This window comes from Haloferula sp. A504, from assembly GCF_044385805.1.
GTDB lineage: Bacteria > Verrucomicrobiota > Verrucomicrobiia > Verrucomicrobiales > Akkermansiaceae > Haloferula.
Window position 1 is genome coordinate 1 of sequence record NZ_JBISBU010000179.1, and the last position, 777, is coordinate 777.

The following is a 777-nucleotide window of genomic DNA, read 5'->3' on the forward strand; positions in this document are numbered from 1 at the left end:
TACCAGGCGGTGACGAGCATCCGAAACAGGGATATCACCCTCAAGTGGTACGACAAAATTGATAGCAGGCCCACGCTCTCTCAGCCCAGCCTCTTCCCGTTCGAGCTGGCTGTTTGGATGTTTGAGCGCATCTCAAAATTCACTTTTGAAGTAGATGTTTTGTTTTTTGATGATCGAGAATGAATGCCAGATTTAAACGGACGTTGCCTTGCGGGATCTTGCTCGGAGTTTGTTCCGTAGGGTTCATCCTGTTTGGATTTCTGAGAGGCGAACATGTAGTTAGCCATACCCTAACGACACCAATACCAACATTCCTGAATCAACCGCAATCAGACTTCGATGAGTCGGGTTTTGTTGTGTGTAACACAAAAAATAGGTCTTGCTTGTTTACCTGCTCACTCTCGACCGAAAAGTTCTTACCCGCCTTTATGGATCAGGATGGGGTCTTCTTGTATACCAGATCGATGCCTAGTGGAGTGAGATTTATGGACTTGCCTCAAGGTGGTTTTGTTACTGTTAAACCGTATTCACCTCCAGAACGCCATCCGCTCTCCATGTTTGGAGACGACCTCTTGTCAAGAGATTACTACAAGAAGAGCTATTGCAGCACTTACCAATATTCCAATTTCGAGTGCGAGGTGGTGACAACAGCGTTTTTGTTTATTGAAGACGGAGGGCAGGAGGGCGTCTTAGTTGCGCATTGGGAGCCGACGAAATAGTTGTTGCGCACTTATTTGGGTGCTCCTGAGAATTTAGCATGGATGTGTGGAAGGGGTC

General features: G+C 46.8%; 1 protein-coding gene. It reads left to right on the forward strand.

Features of this window, described 5'->3' with window-relative positions; all coding sequences use genetic code 11:
- On the forward strand, positions 1–183 hold a 183-nt coding region (locus ACG2LG_RS24055), incomplete at its 5' end, for a hypothetical protein (protein WP_396263433.1).
- Between the last annotated feature and the right edge of the window lie 594 nt (positions 184–777).